General features: G+C 65.4%; 20 protein-coding genes. 9 read left to right on the top strand and 11 right to left on the bottom strand.

What is annotated here, in order from left to right; translation table 11 throughout:
- Positions 1-171: 171 nt before the first annotated feature.
- The 4 genes from H3H55_RS17605 to H3H55_RS17590 all read right to left on the bottom strand — a co-directional run bounded on the left by H3H55_RS17605 (position 172) and on the right by H3H55_RS17590 (position 4,765).
- Complete coding sequence (locus H3H55_RS17605) at positions 172-915, bottom strand: molecular chaperone (RefSeq protein WP_193099572.1); 744 nt, start codon at positions 913-915, stop codon at positions 172-174.
- Positions 916-1,003: 88 nt separating this feature from the next.
- Positions 1,004-1,576, bottom strand: a complete 573-nt coding sequence (locus tag H3H55_RS17600) for a fimbrial protein (RefSeq protein ID WP_193099571.1) — start codon at positions 1,574-1,576, stop codon at positions 1,004-1,006.
- 551 nt (positions 1,577-2,127) lie between these two features.
- A complete protein-coding gene (locus H3H55_RS17595) occupies positions 2,128-3,258 on the bottom strand; it encodes a 3-deoxy-7-phosphoheptulonate synthase (protein ID WP_226800275.1) in 1,131 nt (376 codons plus the stop codon).
- A gap of 190 nt (positions 3,259-3,448) precedes the next feature.
- Entirely contained in the window at positions 3,449-4,765 is a 1,317-nt protein-coding gene (locus tag H3H55_RS17590) for a lipase family protein (protein ID WP_193099570.1), read from the bottom strand.
- Positions 4,766-5,155: 390 nt separating this feature from the next.
- Between H3H55_RS17590 and H3H55_RS17585 the strand changes: the two genes are divergently transcribed.
- The 3 genes from H3H55_RS17585 to H3H55_RS17575 all read left to right on the top strand — a co-directional run bounded on the left by H3H55_RS17585 (position 5,156) and on the right by H3H55_RS17575 (position 6,573).
- On the top strand, positions 5,156-5,710 hold the full coding sequence (locus tag H3H55_RS17585) for a hypothetical protein (RefSeq protein WP_193099569.1): 555 nt from the start codon (positions 5,156-5,158) through the stop codon (positions 5,708-5,710).
- Positions 5,711-5,738: 28 nt separating this feature from the next.
- Entirely contained in the window at positions 5,739-6,161 is a 423-nt protein-coding gene (locus tag H3H55_RS17580) for a hypothetical protein (protein ID WP_193099568.1), read from the top strand.
- 118 nt (positions 6,162-6,279) lie between these two features.
- Complete coding sequence (locus H3H55_RS17575; protein ID WP_226800273.1) at positions 6,280-6,573, top strand: hypothetical protein; 294 nt, start codon at positions 6,280-6,282, stop codon at positions 6,571-6,573.
- 74 nt (positions 6,574-6,647) lie between these two features.
- Here the strand turns inward: H3H55_RS17575 and H3H55_RS17570 are convergent, their stop codons facing one another.
- The gene (locus H3H55_RS17570) at positions 6,648-7,355 is read right to left on the bottom strand and encodes a YceH family protein (protein WP_048246139.1); all 708 of its coding nucleotides are present in this window, start codon (positions 7,353-7,355) and stop codon (positions 6,648-6,650) included.
- A gap of 398 nt (positions 7,356-7,753) precedes the next feature.
- Between H3H55_RS17570 and H3H55_RS17565 the strand changes: the two genes are divergently transcribed.
- A complete protein-coding gene (locus tag H3H55_RS17565) occupies positions 7,754-8,518 on the top strand; it encodes an SDR family oxidoreductase (RefSeq protein WP_193099567.1) in 765 nt (254 codons plus the stop codon).
- Between the two features lie 13 nt (positions 8,519-8,531).
- Here H3H55_RS17565 and H3H55_RS17560 read toward each other — a convergent pair whose 3' ends face one another.
- From H3H55_RS17560 to H3H55_RS17550, 3 genes are read right to left on the bottom strand one after another with little or no spacing between them, the layout of a single operon-like run.
- Positions 8,532-9,236 carry an MOSC domain-containing protein gene (locus tag H3H55_RS17560; RefSeq protein ID WP_193099566.1) on the bottom strand — a complete coding sequence of 235 codons (705 nt, stop codon included), beginning with the start codon at positions 9,234-9,236 and terminating at the stop codon, positions 8,532-8,534.
- Entirely contained in the window at positions 9,233-10,129 is an 897-nt protein-coding gene (locus tag H3H55_RS17555; protein WP_193099565.1) for a dihydrodipicolinate synthase family protein, read from the bottom strand. Before H3H55_RS17555 ends, H3H55_RS17560 begins: the two co-directional genes overlap by 4 nt.
- A 50-nt stretch (positions 10,130-10,179) precedes the next feature.
- The gene (locus H3H55_RS17550; RefSeq protein ID WP_193099564.1) at positions 10,180-10,962 is read right to left on the bottom strand and encodes an aldolase; all 783 of its coding nucleotides are present in this window, start codon (positions 10,960-10,962) and stop codon (positions 10,180-10,182) included.
- 143 nt (positions 10,963-11,105) lie between these two features.
- Here H3H55_RS17550 and H3H55_RS17545 point away from each other — a divergent pair, with 143 nt between their 5' ends.
- Both H3H55_RS17545 and hutC read left to right on the top strand, forming a co-directional pair.
- A complete protein-coding gene (locus H3H55_RS17545; protein ID WP_193099563.1) occupies positions 11,106-11,648 on the top strand; it encodes a helix-turn-helix domain-containing protein in 543 nt (180 codons plus the stop codon).
- 31 nt (positions 11,649-11,679) lie between these two features.
- Positions 11,680-12,417: a histidine utilization repressor gene (hutC, locus tag H3H55_RS17540; RefSeq protein ID WP_193099562.1), complete on the top strand. Its 738-nt coding sequence runs from the start codon at positions 11,680-11,682 to the stop codon at positions 12,415-12,417.
- 76 nt (positions 12,418-12,493) lie between these two features.
- Here the strand turns inward: hutC and H3H55_RS17535 are convergent, their stop codons facing one another.
- Complete coding sequence (locus tag H3H55_RS17535; protein WP_193099561.1) at positions 12,494-13,342, bottom strand: phytanoyl-CoA dioxygenase family protein; 849 nt, start codon at positions 13,340-13,342, stop codon at positions 12,494-12,496.
- Positions 13,343-13,373: 31 nt separating this feature from the next.
- Entirely contained in the window at positions 13,374-14,174 is an 801-nt protein-coding gene (locus H3H55_RS17530; protein WP_129516043.1) for an ABC transporter substrate-binding protein, read from the bottom strand.
- Positions 14,175-14,639: 465 nt separating this feature from the next.
- On the opposite strand from H3H55_RS17530, the gene H3H55_RS17525 reads away from it, so the two are divergent.
- From H3H55_RS17525 to H3H55_RS17515, 3 genes are all read left to right on the top strand, one after another.
- Entirely contained in the window at positions 14,640-15,119 is a 480-nt protein-coding gene (locus H3H55_RS17525; RefSeq protein ID WP_129516044.1) for a helix-turn-helix domain-containing protein, read from the top strand.
- Entirely contained in the window at positions 15,116-15,805 is a 690-nt protein-coding gene (locus tag H3H55_RS17520; RefSeq protein ID WP_193099560.1) for a nucleotidyl transferase AbiEii/AbiGii toxin family protein, read from the top strand. Before H3H55_RS17525 ends, H3H55_RS17520 begins: the two co-directional genes overlap by 4 nt.
- Before the next feature lie 126 nt (positions 15,806-15,931).
- On the top strand, positions 15,932-16,792 hold the full coding sequence (locus H3H55_RS17515) for a LysR family transcriptional regulator (protein ID WP_129516046.1): 861 nt from the start codon (positions 15,932-15,934) through the stop codon (positions 16,790-16,792).
- 31 nt (positions 16,793-16,823) lie between these two features.
- On the opposite strand, the gene H3H55_RS17510 is transcribed toward H3H55_RS17515, so the two are convergent.
- Positions 16,824-17,297 (bottom strand): nuclear transport factor 2 family protein, encoded by a 474-nt coding sequence (locus tag H3H55_RS17510; protein ID WP_193099559.1) that lies wholly within the window; start codon positions 17,295-17,297, stop codon positions 16,824-16,826.
- Between the last annotated feature and the right edge of the window lie 42 nt (positions 17,298-17,339).

Here is a 17,339-nt window from a genome sequence, read left to right as displayed (position 1 = left end):
ATACAGGCGACCCGTCCGAGCTGCACGGCAGCAATTGAGTCGATCGGTTAGGCATCGGGGATTACGCTCTGGCGGTTCTCGAATCAGGGGGGCGGACCAACGCAAACCATTTCATGCACCGGTTTGCCCGTGCGGAAGGCGCAACGGCGACCTTCATCGCCCGGTCGTCGCTCACTTGTCGACGGCAATCGGCGAGGCGGACTGACCAACCGGCAGCGTGACGCGGTAGTGCTCGCGGCCGCCGAAATCGTTGACGATGTCGTAGCGCAACTCGGGCGCGGCGCCGCTCGCCGGCAAGGTGACGGAGAGGCTCGCCGCACCACCGGGCGCAACCATCTTTGCGTCGATGACGGGCACGTCCTTGTCACCCGAATGCCACTTCGCATCGACGACGGTAACGTGGTACAGGCCAGGGTTCCGTATCCGCAGCACCGCCTTGCCGGATTCGCGGTCGAGGCGCCACTGCAAGCCTGCCGGCGCCTGTTGCGGGTCGCTCTTCAAGCCGCTCGGCCGGAAGAAGACCTTGATCCGCTGGCGCACGGCCAGTTGCAGGACGGTGTCGCCAACGGCGGCCTGCGGAATTTCCTGCACGTTCAGCCAGAATGCGGATTCCCGGTCGGTAGGCACACCGACGCCCTCATACAGCACGCGAAGCAATTGCTGCCGACTTGCGGGCACTTTGGCAAGCGGCGGCGTCACTGCGAACGGCAGCGCTTGGCCATCGGCAGCGTCGAGCGGGTCGAGCCAGGACTGGATCAGCACGTCTGCGCCGTCGTTGTTGACGACGACGGACGCTTCCTTGTGCTTGCCATCGAAAATGACGCGCGTCGCACTCAATGAAATCGCGGCATGAGTCGCGGACATGACGAGCGCGCACGCAAGCGCCACGCCTGCGGCGAGGTATCGTGTTTTCATATCGGGAAGATCTGCGAAATAACGCGGCAGGGGGAAGGGAAGCCCTCCTCCTGCCTATTGAACTCGGCGCGATGGGCCGATATCGGACTTACTCGTAGCTCAGCGTGAACGGCAGGCTCGCGTTCGCGACACCAGCCGTGACCTTCGACGGATCTTGAGCGACGTACGCTGCGGAGAAACGAACGTTAACTTTGCCCGCCTCCTTCAGGTCGGTCGTCGCAAGCAGATCGCCGTTGCTCAGGTCGAATGCCTTCGCGCCATCGCCCGTGCCCTCATAGACAGCGACGCTCACACCCTGGGCAAAACCCGCCGAAGTCGCACCGTTGTTCACACGAATCGACTTCTTGTCCGCGCTCAACTCGGAAGCCTGGCCGGCGAACTTCATGCCCACCTTTGCGCCTTGCTTGCAGACGATGTCGATGTTGGCCGAACCGGATCCGTTCACCATCATCTTCGGCGCTGCCACAGTGCCGATCTGATCGGTTGCGATCGTGCCCATGGCAACGTTGATGGTACCGGCATCGCCCGTGAGCGAACTGACCTTGCACGTATCGCTTACGATCTTGCCCTCGAAATTGATCGTACCGTCGACCGTGTCGGCCATCACAACAGAGGAGAGTGCCGTCATCACGGCACCAGCGAGAATCATTTTCGTGTTCATAGGTTGACCCACCTTGGATTGCGGCGCCTCGCAAAAACAGGGCGCCTCGATTGAAATACAAGGATTGGCATTCCGTGCAAATCCTTCATTGATCTTTGCCACTGGCGATGTGGTTCATCGAGTTATGGGGCGTCGAATCAATCGAAGGAATTCTGTATATTTTTGTTGCGGCCGAAAATAAGAATTGCCCTAAAAACTCGTACTTGTACTAAAGGCCGGCATTACTACGTGTCGAGCTTGTCTGTCGAGGCGGCACGCATTGCGTGTGCCGTACGAGCGCATTGACGCATCACGAGGCCATGCGCGGCGTGGCATACACGTCGAGGAGAGCGGCTTCTGAATGGCGCGCCGCCACCAGGCCAACGAGCATGGCCACCGTGAAATCGACGCGAGAAAACGCGCGAGCAGAATGCCAGCGCGCGATGCGAAGTGGTATGGAGCCGGGAACACGGGCGAGCGCGCATCCGATGGGACGAAACAACCTGCTCGGCGCCAATCTTCGTTGGCGTGCCGGATATGACGACGGCGGGCGCTAACCCGCCGTCGTTACCTCACGCATTCCGCGAATAAACCCTGCGATGCCGCACCGCCTCCGCCAGCACGTCGAGCACCGGCTCCGTCTGCGTCCAGCTCAGGCACGCATCGGTGATCGACACGCCGTACTGCAGCGGCACACCCGGCTTCAGGTCCTGGCGCCCGGCTTCGAGATGGCTCTCGACCATCACGCCGACGATCCTGTGCTCGCCCTGCGACAGTTGCCGCGCGAGATCCTGCCCGACATCGATCTGCCGCTCGTGCGACTTGTTCGAGTTCGCGTGCGAGCAGTCGACCATCACCTGCTCGCGCAACCCGGCCTTGCGCAACACCGAGCAGCACGCCTCGACATGTTCGGCGTCGTAGTTCGGGCCGTTCTTGCCGCCGCGCAGGATCACGTGCGCGTCGTCGTTGCCCCGCGTCTCGAAGATCGCGGCCATCCCCATCTTCGTCATCCCCATGAACGCATGGCTCGCGGCCGCGGCGACGATCGCGTCCGACGCGACCTGCACGCCGCCGTCGGTGCCGTTCTTGAAGCCGATCGGGCAGCTCAGGCCCGACGCGAGCTGGCGGTGACTCTGGCTCTCGGTCGTGCGTGCGCCGATCGCGCCCCACGCGATCAGGTCGGCGATGTACTGCGGGCTCAGCAGGTCGAGGAATTCGGTCGAGGCCGGCAAGCCGAGCGCGTTGATGTCGAGCAGCAGTTGCCGCGCGGCGCGCAGCCCTTCGTTGATGCGGAAGCTGCCGTCGAGGCGCGGATCGTTGATGTAGCCCTTCCAGCCGACCGTCGTGCGCGGCTTCTCGAAGTAGACGCGCATCGTGATCAGCAGGTCGTCCTTCAGCGCATCGGCGGCGGCCTTCAGGCGGCGTGCGTAGTCGAGCGCCTGATCGTGGTCGTGGATCGAGCACGGACCGACGACGAGCAGCAGCCGGTCGTCGCGGCCGTGCAGGATGTCGCCGATCGCGCGGCGCGTATCCTCGACGAGCGTCTGCGTGGCGGCCGGCACCGGCAGCTCGTCCAGCAGCAGCGCGGGCGAAATCAGCGGTCGCACGGCGCCGATGCGGACGTCGTCGATGCGCGTGGTGTCCTGCGTCGCGTCGGCGCTGCCTACCTCGCGATCGTGGGAAGGATTGTCGAGGTTCTGCATGGTGTTTCTCCGGGGGACGTCTGGAATGATGTGCAGGCTCGATTATGGCACCCGGGAGAGACGGCAGAGGCTTGCGGCGGGGGAAGGCAAGCGGCCAAGGTCACAGCAACGCGACCGGCGTCAAAACGCGGAATGAAAAAAGGCGACCCGCGGAGGATCGCCCGGCCATTCGCGATGTTGCCCGTTGCGGCTAGTGCAGCGTCTCGGGCGCCAGCGAATTGCTCGGCAGGAGCGCCGTCAGCCAGCAATTGCTCGGCGCGGCCTTGCCGTTGAAGCGGTCGTAGAGCCACGGCAGCATGCCGGCCACCCACGGCACGATCGCTCCGGCATGTTCAAGCGGATATTCGGTGTACACGACAGGCACGCCGCTCGAGCAGAACTTCTGCGCCAGGGCGCGCACATCGTAGGCCATCATCACGCCGTCGCCCACCTGGCTGCTGAACGTGCCATCCAGCGCGCCGGCCGTGCCCTGGCCGATAAACATCGGGATCGTCGGCGACGCGGCCAGCCCGGCATTCACCTTGTTCGCATACGTCACATACACCGGAATGCTGTTGATGTCGTTCGCGTATTGCGGCTTGAGCAGCGTTGCCCAGTGCAGCCCCGTGTACTTCGGCAGGATGTACGCGAGCGACTGATTCTGGATGTCCTTGAACACGGCGACGCCGGTGTCGCTGAGATAGGGCGTCAGGTCGAAGTTGTAGCCGCGCGCCAGCCCGGCGAGCGCGGCCGCCGCGACGCCGCCCCAGACGATGCTGCCGTCGACATAGCGCAGGTTGTGCGCGGGGTCGACCAGCACGCCGCCTTCCGCCGCGCCGACGAGCTGCTTGTTGATGTCGGGCGCATAGCTCGGCGCGAGTTGCGCAGCCCAGTTCGTCGCGATCGCCCCGCCGGAATAACCGATCATCGCGACCTTGCTCGACGGATTCAGGCCGGTCGACGGCGTGTTGAGCGCCGCGCGAATCGAATCGAGCGTCGTCATCCCGTATTCGGGGCCGGCAGCGAAGTCCGCCGTCTGCCCTTCCGTATCGGGCACGATGATGTTGTAGCCCAGCAGCAGCAGCGTCGACAGCGGAACCGATTCCGCGCTGTAGAGCAACGTGCCGATGTTGATGACCTTGGTCACGTCGCGGTCGCCGGCGATCACCTGCGACGGCTCGTCGTACGGGTTCAGCGAATCGTAGGCCGACTGGTACGAGATGGCCTGGCCGTTGCTGACCGCGCTCCGGATCACGGAAGTCACGTTGACGACCGGCTGGTTCTGCGCGTTGTTGGTGCGATACAGCAACTGCTGCGCGGTGACCGCGGTCGGAATGCCGGCCACGTGATAGGTGACGTTACGCGTGTTGAGCACGGTGCCCGGTGGAATCGATGCCAATGGCGTCGAACCGGTGTACGTATAGAACGGATCGGACACGGTCGGCGCGCCGGCGCTGGCCGGCGGTGCGGCGATGGCCAGCGCGGCGGACAAGGCAGCCGCGACGGTCATGAAACGTTTGGAGGACATGGGTGGGGGCCCCTGGGATAACCTGCTTTCATCGAAGGAAGTTCGGCGGTATTGCAAACCATCGTGATTGCCGCTTCAAAACCGTTTCCAAGCCATTGAATGTCTCCTGTGAATGAATAATCCGGCCTGTCCTGAATATGTCGTTTTAGTAGGACTACAAACCGGATTAATTGAAGCACAACGAGAACGCGTTCGATGGGCGTTTTCCATTGTTTGAAGGTAAACGCCTAAATCCGCCACCGCGCGATGCGGTCGCCCCGGCCGTTCGGCCGACTGTCCGCGCGCGGCCGAAGTGCCGTACGATCACGGCTGTCCGGTACCGAAGCGGCCCGTCGCGCAACACACCGCCCGCCCGTGACCGATCGTTTCCTGCTCAACCGACACGCCACGATGACCGTATCCGAACTGCTCCGCGCCATCCGCCAACCTTATGTCGACCTGCTCGCGAAAGCGGCCGCGCAACCGGCGGTGATCGTCGAACCGGCCTACCGGCGGGATGACGGCACGCTGGCCACCGAAGGGCCGCTCGCGCTGCCGTGCCGGGCCGACACCATCGCGGCCGAAGGCGAAGCAGCCGGCCGGCCCGCGATGGTCGATTCGACCACGCAACTGGATTTCGCGCCGTTCGCGTTCGACCTCGAAACGGCGGCCGTGTCGATCCAGCCGTTCGTATGGGACTGGGCGTCGATCGAGGCCGACGGTCTCGACGAAAGCACGGCGGTCGACGCATTCAAGACGTGGTTCCTCGCGTGGTTCGATGTCGACGACGAGAATGCGCCGGCCGAAGACGGCCTGCATGGCATCGTTCACTACCTGTCGGAACCGGTTCGCACGGAACAGGGGTGGCGCGTCAACGCGGATCTCGGCTCCGCGCCCGAGACGGCCGTCGAGGATCTGCTGTTCCGGCTCGTCGATGCGGGCGCCACGCGAATCAGCATCGGTTGAAATGCCACTTCATTGCTCACACACCATCATGAAAAAAACCCTCGCCGCCGTACTGCTCTGCATGTCGTTGCCGGCACTCGCCAAGGTTTCCACCGACGTGCTCTGCTTCACAACCGATGGCGACAAACCCGTGCGCTTCGAGATGCGCACCTACTACGACGATGCGGTCAAATGGTCGGGCGGCATGGTCCGTTACGCGAAATCCAAAACGGCCCTCCCGCTGGTGATCGAACACGAGGAAGACGAAGAGCTCGCCGAAGATCGCCCGCACCAGTTCACGACAACCTGGGTCGAAATGGTCGACGGCAAGATCAACGGGCGATACGAAATGATGTCCCAGGGTGCCAACATCTATTCGATGACCTACACCAACGCGCGCACCGGCAAGAAAACCGCGTTCGGCAGGGCGCTGGATGTCGACGCATCCGAACAGACCGGGTGCCGCTGGTGATGCGCCCGTTGATCCGGATCGCATGGATGCTGATCGCGCTGCGCGCCGGTGGGTCGGAGGCCGCACCGCGCACGGTCTACGAGGGAACGCTGCAAGGCAGCCGGGCAAGGACGGCAACATGGAAACGAGCGCCGCACTGACGCGCTTCATCGCGCAGCGGCGTGACAAGGCCGAGCCGGGTGGACGGCCGACGGACGGCGAAGGCAATTCGCTGTCGTGCGCCGACGTGTTTCCCCAGTATCTTGCGTTCGAACTCGATGCGCCCGGCAAGCTGTCGTTCGCCGTGTCCGGTATCGGCCACGCGATGGGCGCGTGTCTCGGGCCGCAGCTCGACACGCCGTTTGCCGCGCTCGCGCCGATCCTGACGCCTGGCGGCGCGCGTTATCTCGTACCGGGCGTCAAGCTGAAGTAACGCGGCGGGGCGTTGCGGTATCCGCATCGCGCAGCAACGACGCCGCGCGATGCGCACGCACCGCGGTCATTGCGTCAGGACGCGTCGCCCGGCGCGTCGACATCGATGCCGAGTTCGCTGGCCATCCGCTGAACCAGCGCATTCAGTCGCGCCACTTCATCCGCGAGGCGCTTCTGTTCGGCCTTCAGCGCCTCGAATTCGGAAGGCGGCACGGTGTCCGCACCGCCTGCATCCGCGCTCGCGAAGTCGGCCACGTTCACCTCGCCGCACATCAGGTGCATCCAGCGATTCTCGCGTGCACCCGGCGCACGCGGCAGCCGGATGACGAGCGCCTGCGTGCGCGCCGCGAGTTCGTCGAGGAAGGCCTCGACCGACGAGATATCCGCGAAACCGTGCAGGCGCGCGCTGTTCAGGCGCAGTTCGGCGGCCGTCTGCGGGCCACGCAGCAGCAGGATCGTCAGCAGCGCGATCGCCTGGCTCGGGATGCCAAGCACGCGGTTCATGTTGTGCTCGAAACGCGGCACACGGCTGCTGCTGCCCTCCATCACGAGGCTCAGGTGCTTCAGCCCGTCGAGCGCGGTCGTGACTTCATCCTCGCTGACGTTCATCACCGGCGCGCGCGCGGTCTTCTGGTTGCAGCCCGCGGTCAGCGCATTCAGCGACAGCGGGTAGGTGTCCGGCACCGTGTGCTGTTTCTCGACGAGCACACCGAGAATGCGGGCCTCGAGAGGCGTGAGTTCGCGAAGGGCGCGTGGCGTGGGCAGATCCGGCGTGGTGTTCATGATGGCGTCGCAGCGTGCAGCAGGTGGAGGGAAACAGTCGCGGCCCGTCCGGCATCGCGCACGGGCGAGCCATATGATAGCTCGCGACGCGCGGCCCGGCGCCGCTTGCCGCACCGGCGCGCGCACTTGCCGCATCCGGCTTTCGTCCAACGTATCGGCTGCCGGTGCCGCACGGCGATGCATGTGCACCGCACCGCGGAATCGCCCTTCGCGCATACGGCGGCGTTTGCGCGACGCGCAGGCCGGCGCTACGATACGCGTTCACCCGGACATTCGCGGCGCCGTGCGCGATCGTCTTCGCACGCCAATACCACGCATCATCCGTCCCGCACGCACCGCCGCCGCCGCGCATGCGCGCCGCGCGTCGACACCCTTTACCTCTTCACCGGTTCACTGCCATGACTGCATCCTCATCCGCGCCGCACGTGCGCGCCATCGTCACCGGACATACTCGCGGCCTCGGCGCATCGCTCGCCGAACAATTGCTGCTGGACGGCATCGCCGTGCTCGGCGTGTCGCGCAGTCGCCATCCGTCGCTCGCATCGCAAGCCGGCGACCGTTTCGCCGAAGTCGAACTCGACCTGTCGGACGCATCGGCCGTCGCGACCTGGCTGGCAGGCGATACGCTGCGCCGCTTCGTCGACGGCGCGTCGATCGTGCTGCTGTTCAACAACGCGGGCATCGTCGACCCGATCGGCCCGCTCGCCGCGCAGGACCCGGCGATCGTCGCGCGCGCGGTCGGCCTGAACGTCGCGGCGCCGCTGATGCTGTCGGCCGCGCTCGCGCAAGCGGCAGCCGCCACCACCGAATGCCGGATCCTGCACCTGTCGAGCGGCGCGGCGCGCAACGCGTACGCGGGCTGGAGCATCTACTGCGCGACCAAGGCCGCGCTCGATCACCATGCCCGCGCAGTCGCACTCGACGCGAACCGCGCGCTGCGGATCTGCAGCGTCGCACCGGGCGTCGTGGACACCGGCATGCAGGCGACGATCCGCTCGACCAGCGAAGACAACTTCCCGATGCGCGACAAATTCGACCAGTTGAAGTCGAGCGGCGCGCTCGCGACGCCCGAGGCGGCCGCGCGACAACTGATCGCTTATGCGCTGAGCGATGCGTTCGGCTCGGTGCCGACGGCCGACGTGCGGGAACTGCCGGGCAACTGAGCCACGCGGCACGTCATCCTTCCAGCCGCTTCGTCCAGTCTTCGACCTGCCGCTCGGTCCGGCGCTTTTCCAGCATCTTGCGCCAGCCGGGCGGCAATATCGGCACGTCACACAGCGCATCGAGCGCGGCCATGTCGAGCGTGCGCCGGTACAGCACATCGAGCACCGTCGACAGCGGCCATTGCGGATACGGGCGCGCATCCAGCGCCAGCACATCGCCCGGCGCCACCCACCCTTCGTACAGCACGCGGTAGTACCAGCCGGTCCGGCCGCTTTGCTGCACGAGCGCGGCCATCCGCGGATGATCGAAGCGTGCGTTGAGCTTCCAGCACGGCTGCCGCGACTGCGACACCTGAAGCACGGCGCCGCCCAGCGTCAGCACATCGCCAACGCACACGTCGTGCTCGGTCACGCCATGCGTCGACAGGTTCTCGCCGAACGCGCCGGGCTGCGCGAGCACGTCGCGTGCGCCGATCTCCTCGGACCACCACGCATAGTGATCGTGCGCATAGTGGTGAACCGCCTTGTCGGGGCCGCCATGATGCCGCGCGTCGGCCTGCTCGTCGCCGGCGAAGCCGAGCGCGCCCAGCCACAGACGCGAATCGACCGCGTGCTTGTCGATCGCGCTCGCGTGCGGCGTGCCGGCCAGCGGCCGGCTCGTGCCGATCCGCACCGCGCCGATGGCGGCCGCGATCGCCGGTCGTGTGCCATCGCTCATGCCGTCACACGGTCCGGCAGTGCCGCAAGCAGGCGTTCGAGCTCGCGCGTGCGTGCGTCGCCGAGCGGCAGCAGCGGCTTGCGCGGTTCACCGGCGTCGAAGCCGCGCAGCCGCAACCCGGCCTTCACGGTCACCGGCAACCCGCCGTTGACGATGAACTGCAGCAACGGCAATTGCGCGTGAAAAACCGCCCGGGCGCGCGCCAGGTCGCCCGCGCGCATCGCGTCGACCAGCGCGAGCGGCAACGCCGCGTTCAGGTTCGGCGCGGCCGTGCACCATCCGGCCGCGCCCGCGGCCAGCGCGGCGAGCGCCATCGGATTGCTGCCGTTGTAGAACGGAATCGTGCCATCGCTCAACTGCGCGAGCCGGTGCATCCGCCCGATGTCGCCGGTGCTCTCCTTGACCATCGTCACGTTGTCGACGGTCCTGCAGATCGTCGCGATCAGGTCGGGCGACATGTCGACGCCGCTCGTCGCCGGGTTGTTGTACAGCATCACGGGAATGCCGATGGCGTCGCCGATCGCGCGATAGTGCGCGACGATCTCGTCGTTGCCGAGCTTCCAGTACGACACCGGCAGCACCATCACCGCATCGGCGCCGGCCTGTTCGGCGAAGCGCGCGCGGCGCACCGCACCGGCCGTGGTGAGATCGGAGATGCCGACGACGGTCGGCACGCGCCGGCGCACCGCGCGAATCGATGCGGTGGCGACCGCCTCCCATTCGTCGTCGGACAGGTAGGCGCTCTCGCCGGTACTGCCCAGCGGCGCGATCGCGTGGACGCCGTCGGCGATCAGGCGCTCGATCAGCGCGTCGAGCGCGTTCAGGTCGACACCGCCGTCGGCGGAGAACGGCGTGACCGGGTAGGCAATGATGCCTTGCAACAGGATAGACACGATGCGTATTCCTCAATGATGGGCGGACGTGGCGGAAGCGATCCGCGCGCTCATGCGATGCAGTCTTGATGCGTGCGCAATGCGCGGCGCGCGTAGTACGCGAACGTCACGGCGTCGCGCTTCGGCGTCGAGATCCAGTCGTGCGCTTCCTGCGCCAGCGCCGGCGGAACCGGCCGAATCTCGCCGGCCGACATCGCGAGCAGCTGCAGCTTCGCGGCCCGCTCGATCAGCAGCGCGAGCATGCACGCTTCCTCGATCGTCTTGCCGACCACGAGCTGGCCGTGATGCGACAGCAGGATCGCGCGCTTGTCGCCCAGCGCCTTCGAGATGATCTCGCCTTCCTCGTTGCCGACCGGCACGCCGGGCCAGTCCTTCAGGAACGCGCAATCGTCGTAGAGCGGGCAGGTGTCCATGTGCGACACGACGAGCGGCTGCTCGAGCATCGACAGCGCCGCGACGTGCGCCGGATGCGTGTGGATGATGCAGTTCACGTCCGGGCGCTCGCGATAGATCCACGTGTGGAACCGGTTGGCCGGATTCGGGATGCCTTCGCCATCGACGACGTCGAGATCCTCGTTGACGCGCAGCAGGTTCGCGGCCGAAATCTCGTCGAAACCGAACCCGAGCCGCTGCGTGTAGTACGTGCCGGCGGCGCCCGCGCGGCAGGTGATCTGCCCGGCCAGGCCGGAGTCGTGACCGGCGTCGAACAGGATCCGGCACGTGAGCGCGACCTTCTGCCGCGCGGACCAGCCGCTGTCGCTCACCTCGTTGTCGAGACGCCGCTCCGCCAGCGCTACCAGCGCCTCCTTCGTCAACTTCAGCGTTTCCGCCATGTTCGCCTCCTGAATGGGTCGGATGTGTCGCATCGTCCGCAGCCGTTGCGCGAGGATTCGCGCCGGGCTGTGACACATGATCCATTATATGACACAGTGTGTCATGCGTTACAATCGGTTTTTCGAAGGACACCCGGCGCCCCATGACGATTCGCCTGAAGCTGCTCAGAAAACAGAAGGGCTGGACGCTCGACGTGCTGGCCGACGAGACCGGCCTCACCAAGAGCTATCTGTCGAAAGTCGAGCGCGGCCTGAGCGTGCCGTCGATCGCGGTCGCGCTGAAGCTGTCGAAGGCACTGAACGTCGATGTCGAGCAGTTGTTCTCGGAAAGTCACAATCGCGAGCTGATCACGGTCACGCGCGCCGGCGAGCGCACGGCCATGGGCGCGGCGGCCGACAGCCACGCGCACCGCTTCGAAAGCATCGCGGCCGGCGTCGCACCGAAGAAGATGCTGCCGTTCATCGTGCATCCGCCGCACGAATTCGTCGCGTCGACGTTCCGCGAGCACGAAGGCGAGGAATTCCTGTTCGTGCACAAAGGGCGCGTCGAAATCGAATTTCCGAACGAGACGGTGCAACTCAAGACCGGCGATTCAGTCTATTTCAACGCACTCATCCCGCACCGCACGCGCAGCCTCGGCGCCGCGCAGGCGGAGATCCTGGTCATCGTCAGTCACGACGACTAGACTCGTCACTTCTTCGCGCAAGGATCCCCCGATGGTCACGAAGGCCACCGCACCGTTCCAGCAGATCAAGACGCTCGTTCGCCAGAACGTCGAATCGGGCGACTGGCGCCCCGGGGATCGCATTCCGTCCGAGCTCGATCTCGCCGCGCAGTTCGGCGTTGCGCGCATGACGGTCAACCGCGCGCTGCGCGAGCTGACCGAGGAAGGCGTGCTGAAACGCATCGCGGGCGTCGGCACCTTCGTCGCCGAGGTGAAGCCGCAGTCGAACCTGCTGATGATCGCGCACATTCGCGACGAAATCCGCGCGCGCGGGCACGAATATCGCTGCCGCGTGCTGAGCCAGTCGAGCGAGCCCGCATCGTTCGACGTCGCGGCCGCGTTCGGCCTGCCGGTCAACACGCCGGTGTTTCATGTGGTCTGCGTGCATGAGGAAAACGGCCGCCCGATCCAGCTCGAGGACCGCTACGTGAATCCGGCCGCCGCGCCCGGTTTCATCGACCAGGATTTCCAGATCGAGCCGCCGTCCGAATACCTGTACAACAACGTGTCGCACTACGAACTGGAGATCGAGCACGTCGTCGATGCGTCGCTGCCGACCGGCGAGCAGGCGCGGCTGCTCGACATGCGCGCCGACGAGCCGTGCCTCACGCTCACGCGCCGCACCTGGACGAACGGGCTGCCCGTCACGTTCGTGCATTTCCTGCATCCGGGCAACCGCTACCGGCTCGGCTCGCGCTTCAAGCCGGGCGCCGGGCGCCACCCGACCTGAATCTTCATCGCGTGCATCACGGCGCACGGCGGCCGTTTCATCACGAAACGGCCGTCGTGTTTCTGACCCGCGCCAGTCAGATCGCGCCGGCCTGCCCCGCGCCGCGCGACCACACGACCGGAAACAACGGGTGGTCGAGCGGCGCGCCGTCGGGCAGTTGATCCGCGAGCCCTGGGAACTCGGGCGACGTTTTCCAGCGGCGCGGCGCGTGACGGATATCGTCGCCGACGAAGCGGATCGAGAAAGCGCGCCGGCGGTTCTGCGTGCCGCCCGACGCATGCAGCGTGAGCATCCGGAAGCACACCATGTCGCCGGGCTCGAGCGCCCAGTGGCGGATCGGGAACGCCACGCGATCGGCTTCGATATCGGGCAGGTCCGCGAGGCTGCCTTCCGGGAACCACTTCGCTTCCTTGTCCATGAACGTGCGCGGCATCAGCCACGGCCCGAGATGCGAGCCCGCGACGAATTCCAGTGTCGATTCGAGCGGCACCGGATCGACCGGAATCCACATGCTGACGTTGTCGTCGCCTTCGATGTTGTAGTACGGCTGGTCCTGGTGCCACGGCGTGCGCTGCCGCGTGCCGGGCTCCTTCACGAGCAGATGGTCGTGATGCAGCCGTACGTGCTCCGTGCCCATCAGCGCGGCGGCCACCGACGGCGCCGGCGAGCGCACGATGAAGTCGCGATACGCGTCGTTGTGCTGCCAGTTGCAGAAATCCTCGAAGAACCAGCCCGGATCGTCGGGCCGGCTCGCGACTTTCGCGCGCTCGCTCGGCTGCGCGAGATTCGCGTCGATGCCGGCCCGGAGCGCGGCCACTTCGTCGGGCGAGAAAATGCCCTTGATGCAGACCGCGCCTTCCTCGCGGAACGCGGCGATCAGTTCGGGCGTCACGGCTTTCGCGACGCGATCCTGGATGCTCGTCATGGTGTGCCTGTCGAATGAATGAATCACGGGGTCACGGTGCGGCGGTCAGCTGCTTCGCGCCGTAGATATCGAAGTCGAAGTATTTCGCGGCGATCTTCTGGTACGTGCCGTTCGCGCGGATCGCGACGATCGCGTCGTTCAGCCGCTTCTTCATGTCGGCGTCGCCCTTGCGCAGCCCCATCGCGACGCCATAACCGGTGATGCGCACGTCGGTCACGTCGGGGCCCGCGAACGCGTAACCCTTGCCGCGCGGCGTCTTCAGGAACGAGTAGCCGGCCTGCGTCTTGTCCTGGAAGGTCGCGTCGAGGCGGCCGTTGACGAGATCCTGGTACACCTGGTCCTGGTTCTGGTACGAGACGATCGTCACGCCCTTGGTCGCCCATTCGGCCTTCGCGTACGCCTCCTGCGTCGTGCCCTGGTCGATCCCGATGCGCTTGCCCGCGAGCGACGCCGCGGTCGGCAGCAGCTTCGAGCCGGCCGGCGCGACCAGCGCGCCCGGCGACGCGTACAGCTTGTTCGAGAAGTCGATCTGCTTGAGCCGCTCGTCGGTGGCCGTCATCGCGGACATGATCACGTCGAACTTGCGCGCGCGCAGCGCCGGAATCATCCCGTCGAAACCCTGTTCGACCCACACGCACTTTGCATGCAGTTCCTCGCAGATCGCATTGCGCAGGTCGATGTCGAAGCCGGCGAGCGAACCGTCGGGCTGCTTCGCCTCGAACGGCGGATACGTGGGATCGATGCCCCAGCGGATCGTCGACGTGTCCTGCGCGAACGACACGAGCGGCGCGAACGCCAGCGCGGTAACGAGGAGCTTTGCAGTGCGGTTCATGGCGGGTCCTTGAAAGTCTCGACGTGGCGGGCGACCGCCGGCGTCCGGTGGATGGCGCCGCGCCGGGATGCCAGCGCGGTGCGCGGAAGACGGGACTTCGATGAAACTGCGCTGCAGTCTAGACCGCTCAATTTTTGAGCGCAAGTGGCGGGAACGGGGGTGAGGTGAATTGAGGCCGGGCGGGGGCGAGAAGGAAGGGGTGGGGCTTGAATTTCGGCTGTATTGTCGAGATTTCGGGTGTTTACCCTGTGCGACGCGCGCCTGCCACAGAGCGTGTTTTTACCGATATCGGCAGGATGGCGATGTCTATACAGGCGGGCAGCGCGAAGTCTTGTCCGATACGGCTTCGGCTGTATTGATGATGCGACCTATACCGGATTAGAAAATCTCAGAGACGAAAACTCGCCTTGAGATGTAAGATATACCTTACATTCAAGATCGCTTAAGCAGCGTCGGGAGGTCGGCATGCAGCTCTATGAAATCGGCCAGGCCGTTGCAAAACGGAGGTCGGAGCTCGACCTCACGCAGGCCCAGCTTGCGAGGCTCGCCGGATTGTCTCGCCTCACCGTGAACCAGCTCGAAGCCGGCAAGGTCAAGGATCTCGGCATCAACAAGCTGATCCCGTTGCTCAGCGTGCTCGGCATCGAACTCCTGGCACTCCCGCGGCAGGCGCAAAACGGTCTCTACAAGGCCGTCGTGAGCGCGAACGTCAGCTACAAGGGCGAATTGACCGAACGACTGCTGGCCGATGCGTTGACCACCGGACACATTCCGGAAGGATACGAATCGCAGTTCTCCGTCATCCTCGACGAGGTGCCGCTGCCTGTCGTCGTGAAGGCAGCAGAGGAAGCTGCCGAGCGCTCGGGCACGCCGCTTCGGACCATCTGGAAAAACCTTGCCGCATGGTCGAAGGATCTCCGTCTGTATCGGGAGGTATGGGCATGACCGCACCATCCGTGTTACCCGACGGCCCGTGGCAGGGCCTTTTCCGTCACGCGTTGACGCTGGTCGACGAGATACGAAATCACGGCAAGTCGAATCCGTTCTGGACGTTCGGCGGCGGCACGGTTCTCATGCTGCGCCACGGCCATCGCGTCAGCAAGGACGTCGACATCTTCGTACCCGACCCGCAGTATCTCGGGTACGTGAATCCCCGCATCAGCGACGCCGCATCCGACATCACGACGGACTACGAGGAACACGCCGGTTTCGTGAAACTGGTGCTGCCCGACGGCGAAATTGACTTCGTGGTCTCCCGAAATCTGATGTCGCCCGGCTACGACGAATGGATGCTGATGGATCACGTCGTCAAGGTCGAGACTTCCGCCGAAATCGTCGCCAAGAAAATGTGGCACCGTGGGGATCGCCCGACCGCGCGGGACCTGTTCGATCTGTGTCTGGTCATCGAGCGGGAACCGGAGAGCCTGATGGATGCCGGTGCATTTCTCGTTCGGCATCGCGATACATTTTTGCATCTGCTCAACGAACATCGTGCCTTCGTAAAGTCGCGCTTCGAAGACATCCGGACACTCGGCTACACGCCGTCGTTCGACTATTGCGTGAAACTGGCCGACGCGTTTCTCGGGCAGCTTCCCGGTAGTCCACCCGAACGCAAGTCGCGCCCCCGCTGAAACCTACCGCGCCCGCGCAACGCCGCTCAGGTCCGGCGAAACCGCAATTGCCCACAGCCCCCGGTCATGTTAAAAATCGTCGCACGCATTTGGAAATGAAATGCTCGAATCCGAAAAAGTGCATAAATGAATAGACCCCTGTTCGACCTCGACCTGCTGCGTGCGCTCGTGATGGTCGCCGACTGCGGCAGCTTCACGACGGCCTCCGCGCGTCTGCACTCGACGCAGTCGACGGTCAGCCAGAAGGTGCGCCGGCTCGAGGAAATCGCCGGACATCGGCTGCTCGACCGCGGCACGCGCGACGTGCGGCCGACCGACGCGGGCGTGACGGTGCTCAGCTATGCGCGGCGCATGCTCGCGCTGAACGACGAGATGCTGGAAGCGCTGTCGGGCGCGACGGTCGCGCTGACGATCCGGCTCGGCGTGCCCGACGATTTCGCGGCGGGCCGCACGACCCATGCGCTCGCCGCGTTCAATCGCGAGCATCCGCAGGTCAAGCTCGAAGTGATGTGCGGGCTGAGCCGCGACATCAGCGCGGCGTACGATCGCGGCGAGCTCGACCTCGTGCTGATCAAGCAGCGGCGCGACAGCCGCGAGGCCGTCGTGCGCTGGCCCGAGAAGCTGCGCTGGATCGACAGCGCGCAGCACCCGTCGATCGATCTCGACCCGGTGCCGATCGTCGTGTTTCCGCCGCGCGGGCTCTATCGCGACGACATGATCAAGGCGATCGAGGAGCGCGGCCGCCGCTGGCGGATCAGCTTCACGACGTCGAGCCTGAGCGGCATCCAGGCCGCCGTCGCCGATGGGCTCGGCATCAGCGTGCTGCCTGCGCGCGTGGTGACCGACGAGCACACGGTGCTGACCGCGAAGCAGGGTTTCGCGCCGATCGAGCACATGGACATCGCGATCCTGCATCGACCGACGGCCGACCCGATGGTCAGCGAACTGACGAGGACGCTCGCGGCGATGCTGGAGCACGAAGAGTAATCGGGCGACGGACTGCACACCCCGGAACGACTCAGAACATCGTGTTCCCGTTCGCGGCCTGCTCGGGCACCGGCTGGTTGACGTCCCAGTGCTCGACGATCTTGCCGTTCTCCAGCCGGAAGATGTCCATGATCGCGCTGCCGCGCGTGCCGGGTTCACGCACCGCATGCACGTGCAGGATCACGTAGTCGCCGTCGACGAACGAGCGTTTGATCTCGCTGTGCGACTGCGGATATTTGTCGCGCAGGAACGCGACGAACTTGCGGAAGCCGTCGCGGCCGTCGGCCGCGTTCGGGTTGTGCTGCACGTAGCGGTCGCCGACATACGCGAGCGCGGAGTCCGCGTCTTTCTCGTTCAGGCCTTTTTCGTAGAACGCGAGCACCGTCCGCCGATTGGCTTCCTGCTGCGCGTCGCTCGGGCCGGCCGCCGCCGCATGCGCGGCCGTCACGGCGAACAGGGCCGCCGCCATCCATCGTGCGGCCCGTGCCGCTGTCGTGCGTCGCATCGTCGTCTCCCGGGAAATTCGGCTGAAAGCCGGATCATACCG

The organism is Burkholderia sp. Z1 (assembly GCF_014893795.1).
In the GTDB taxonomy this organism is placed as follows: domain Bacteria; phylum Pseudomonadota; class Gammaproteobacteria; order Burkholderiales; family Burkholderiaceae; genus Burkholderia; species Burkholderia theae.
The sequence above is the reverse complement of the archived record's forward strand: the minus strand, read 5'-3'. Positions and strand labels throughout refer to the sequence as shown.